Source organism: Okeania sp. SIO2B9, from assembly GCF_010672505.1.
Classification (GTDB): domain Bacteria; phylum Cyanobacteriota; class Cyanobacteriia; order Cyanobacteriales; family Microcoleaceae; genus Okeania; species Okeania hirsuta.
On sequence record NZ_JAAHGK010001326.1, the window covers coordinates 1 to 2,045 of the forward strand.

A 2,045-nucleotide genomic window follows, 5' to 3' on the forward strand; every position below is an offset into this window, starting at 1 on the left:
TGTACTAACAGTCTTGCAGAGTTAGTAGCATTAGATAATTCAGGAACTTTCTTAGCTTTAGAAAGATATTTTGATGACAATGGTTTAAACCAAAACAAACTTTATCTAGCATCAGCTCAAAATGCTACCGATGTCAGTGACTTCGATAGTTTGGTCGGTCAAGATATTGTCGTTGCAGAGAAAGAACTGCTGGTAGATTTTAACGACATTGATACTAATTTTGATGGTCTGGATGATTTTGAAGGTTTAGCTCTAGGTCCCGTTTTACCCGATGGTCGTCAATCTTTAATTGTAGTTAGCGATAACGATTTCGACCCTGCTCAAGAAACTCAATTCTTTGCTTTTGCTCTTGACTTAGGTTTATCTCCAACCAGAAGCGATGACAGGTTAGTGGGTACTGAAGAAAGTGATAATATTGCTAGTTCTGGTGGGGATGATGTGATTGATGGTCGTGGTGGTAACGATAATCTCAATGCTGGTCGTGGTAATGATAAAGTATTTGGTAAGTCTGGCAATGACCTGTTAATAGGTCGCCCCGGTAACGATATTTTGTTGGGTGGCCCAGGGGAAGATACTTTAGAAGGAGGTATTGGTCGCGATCGCCTCAATGGTGGAGCAGGAAACGATGTACTCACAGGAGGCGGTGGTATCGACCGCTTTATCTTTAACACAAATCAACCATTTGATTCTAACGATATGGGTGTAGACACAATTACCGACTTCTCCACTACCCAGGGAGATATTATTCTGTTAGACCTTGGAACTTTCACTGCTATCAACAGTGAACCGGGAGAAGGTTTTAGCATTGACAGTGAATTTGTTACCGTTGCTAGCGATGGGGATGCGGTAACTGCTGATGCTGTTATTGTTTACAATGAGAATAATGGTAATTTGTTCTATAACCCTGATGGTGACACACCTGGTTTTGGCAGTGGCGGTCAATTTGCAACTTTGATAAATACTCCATTGTTAGAAACAGAAAATTTCTCGATCAGAAGTTAGGGCGTGTTTTATCGCTGAAGTCAAATGAATGGCTTTAATAGCAGTTTTGAGGTCTGAATTTATCTTTTTAGTCCAAGAGACATCTCCTTTGAAGAAGGAGACAGGAGACAGGAGACAGGAGACAGGAGAAAAATTACATGGGGATTCGCTCCCCCAAGTAATTTTGAACACCGTGTAGACGGTGGGGTATTAAACCCACAAAGAAAATGATAAAGTATCAGGACTTAGGCACTGACAATAGATGTAGGGTGTTGCTCAGTTAGGCTACCGCTAGCATACCCTACCAATAGCGTTCATTTGTAAGTCCTAGTATTTTAATTGCCCTTATTATTCGTAAGATTCTTTTTTCAAAGATGCTATCTTTTATGATATGATTTAATCAGCATTATACTATAAAAAATCAAAAATGGAATTAAAAAGAATACAATTAATATAGTGTAGAATACATATATAGGCAATAAAATTGGTAAAATCACCACAAATATAGCAATTTTACCGATAATTTCCAGAAAATTCTTCATATTCATCCGTTTTTTTTGAGCTTCTTTTTTTACCTTAATTGTTAATTGTTGGTAAATCATTTTCTTTTTGATTCTTTTTCTGGGAAAACATTGATTATATAGCGTTTTTACTGATCAAATTCTTTTGTTTTTCTTGAAATTCCTTTCTCACCTTAATTGTTGGCTTAATTATTGGTAACTCGTTTTCTTTTTTATCCATTTTATCTGAAAATATTGGTAATCATAAAATAGATTTAGATTTAGTATATAAACGCCCGGACAATCATAAGATTTTATACTGATTTTGTACGCAGTTGATAGAACAAGCTTTCATCAGTAATGGGGTTGATTTTATGATTAGCGATCCCGTACTTAATTGTACCTCACGTTTCTTGGGAACTGCTATATTATAACTAATATCAAATCCGTTTAATTGGACATAAAAAAAATCTTCAATCGTCATAACTACCCTCATCTTTGTAATTCTTTCTCCTCCTGACTCCTGTCTCCTGACTCCTGAGGACTCCTAACTTAACCATTCTA

General features: G+C 36.6%; 2 protein-coding genes. Both read left to right on the forward strand.

The window, feature by feature from the left end; all coding sequences use genetic code 11:
* Window positions 1-1,002, forward strand: a 1,002-nt coding sequence (locus tag F6K13_RS30340) for an esterase-like activity of phytase family protein (RefSeq protein ID WP_287289454.1), incomplete at its 5' end; no start/stop codon positions are given.
* A 28-nt stretch (window positions 1,003-1,030) separates the two neighbouring features.
* Window positions 1,031-1,180, forward strand: coding sequence for a hypothetical protein (locus F6K13_RS30345; protein WP_287244830.1), 150 nt, complete (start codon window positions 1,031-1,033; stop codon window positions 1,178-1,180).
* Window positions 1,181-2,045: the final 865 nt, after the last annotated feature.

What these genes read in the sequence shown, in the direction of transcription:
- F6K13_RS30345 (WP_287244830.1), top strand. Translation starts at nt 1,031, where the DNA reads ATGGCTTTAATAGCAGTTTTGAGGTCTGAATTTATCTTTTTAGTCCAA.